Genomic DNA, 1,854 nt, shown 5'->3' on the forward strand with positions numbered 1-1,854 from the left:
TGCCCCGGCTCGCCGAACAGCAGCCGGAACACCCCGCGCCCCAGCTCCCTGAGCTGCGCCACGGTGTGCTGCTCGCCCATCGGCGCCTGGCCGAGCTCCGCCGCGATCAGCCGGTCCCAGCGTGCGCGGAACTCCGCGGGCTCCCGGCCGACCGCGATGATCTCGGCGGCCGACGCGGGCCCGCTCGCCGTCACGAGATAGCGGGCGGCGCCGACGCGGCGGACCCGGATGCGGAGTTCCTCGTACGCGAGCACTGCCGTCACTGCTCGCTCTCGTCGGGCTGCCACATCACGTGGTCGAGGTCGGCGACCGCGGCCTCGCGCTGCTCTTCCAGTTCGGGGTCGTCGGGGAAGAGTTCGAGCGCGGAGCTGAGCTGGGCGATGGCCTCGCGCAGGGCGGACCGCGCGCCGGAGAGGCTGCCGGAGCTCCAGCGGGCCGCGGCGAGCCCGCGCAGCACGATGCCGAGGCTGATCTGCGCGCGCAGCAGGTGCGGGTTGAAGGCGACGGAGCGGCGCAGATCGGCGGCGGGGCCGTCGAGCGGCTCCTCCTGGCCATTGGCCACGGCGATGCCGCGATCGGCGAGCACGCGCGCCAACTGGCCCTCCAGGCGGCCCCTCTCATTGGCGCCGATCACGGACCGGGTCGTCTCCAGGGTGGTGACCGCGAGGCTCAGACGCCCGTCGCGGTGGGCGGCGCGGGCCGCGCCGAGCGCCATGTCGACGATGGCGGTCTGCGTCTCGCGGTACCGCTCGATCTCGCGGCTGTGCACCAGGGCGCGGCGCCAGTACGCCGCCGCCGCGGGGAAGTCGGGGCGTGCCGTGGTCAGTTCGGCGCGGCCCATGCTGAGCCGTGCCTCCAGGGCCAGGCCGCGCGCGTCGAGGGCGAGCCTGCGGTGCTTGTCCACGAGCCCGGCGTACCCGGGGTTCAGCTCGTCGAAGCGCGCGCACCCCGGCTCGCACACGGCCGCCCCGCCGGGGCCGCCGCCCCGCGACCGGCAGCCGGGGCAGCGCAGTTCGTGCAGGGCGGCGAGCGCGTCGGCGGGTTTGCCCTGGCCCAGCAGGAGCTGCGCGAAGCCGAGTTCGGAGAAGGCGTACGTGAGGGAGGCGTACGCGGCGGAGGGGGCGGGGCCCGTGGCCGCACCCGCGGGGCTCATGGCCGGGCCCGGGTGTCCCATGCCCGGTCCGCCGGGTGCGGCGGCGGCCGCCTTGAGCACCCGGGCCTCGTGCGCGGCGGCGAACGCGCCGAACGGGGGGGGGGGGGGGGGGGGGGGGGTCTCCCACGGCCTCGCGCTCGCCCTGCTGCACGCCCCCGGCGAGCCGGACGACCGCAGATGGGAGCGGTGCGTCGCCGCGTGGGCCGCCGTGCTGCACGACGCCGGGTTCTGGGCGCGGCTGCGCGCCACCGCGGGACGGCGGTACGGCGTGCCCGTGGAGGAGTCGCTCGTGCCCGTGGTCCGCGCCGGGCTGCGCGAGCTCATCGAGCGGCGGATGCCCGAGGACGGCGCCGGGTCCCGGATCGCGCCGGGGCCGCTGCTCCAGCGCGAGGCCGACGCGGCGCAGCTGCTCGCGGCCGTGGGCGGCTTCCCGTCCGCCGGGGGCGGCGGGGTGCCGCTGTTCTGCGGGCCGCTCCGGGTGGCGGAGCTCGGCAGGACGGCGGAGTTCGGCGCGTTCGCCGCCGCGCACGAGGCCCGGGTGCTCAAGGCGGCCGCCGCCGCACCCGGCGGACCGGGCATGGGACACCCGGGCCCGGCCATGAGCCCCGCGGGTGCGGCCACGGGCCCCGCCCCCTCCGCCGCGTACGCCTCCCTCACGTACGCCTTCTCCGAACTCGGCTTCGCGCAGCTCCTGCTGGGCC

3 protein-coding genes are annotated in these 1,854 nt (G+C 77.9%); 1 reads left to right on the forward strand and 2 read right to left on the reverse strand.

What is annotated here, in order from left to right:
• The coding region (locus AB8Z36_RS39475) for a hypothetical protein (RefSeq protein WP_369218180.1) at positions 1-263 on the reverse strand (263 nt) is incomplete at its 3' end.
• Positions 260-1,174, reverse strand: a complete 915-nt coding sequence (locus tag AB8Z36_RS39480) for a hypothetical protein (protein WP_369218181.1) — start codon at positions 1,172-1,174, stop codon at positions 260-262. The genes AB8Z36_RS39480 and AB8Z36_RS39475, both read right to left, overlap by 4 nt.
• On the opposite strand from AB8Z36_RS39480, the gene AB8Z36_RS39485 reads away from it, so the two are divergent.
• A partial coding sequence (locus AB8Z36_RS39485; protein ID WP_440582125.1) for a hypothetical protein occupies positions 1,173-1,854 on the forward strand: 682 nt, incomplete at its 3' end. The two genes, AB8Z36_RS39480 and AB8Z36_RS39485, sit on opposite strands and share 2 nt — an antisense overlap.

Origin of the sequence: Streptomyces flavofungini (genome assembly GCF_041028215.1) — a bacterium.
Lineage (GTDB): Bacteria > Actinomycetota > Actinomycetes > Streptomycetales > Streptomycetaceae > Streptomyces > Streptomyces flavofungini_B.

Excerpts from the sequence above, each read along its gene's own strand:
- AB8Z36_RS39480 (WP_369218181.1), bottom strand. The coding sequence starts at position 1,174 with ATGGGACACCCGGGCCCGGCCATGAGCCCCGCGGGTGCGGCCACGGGC.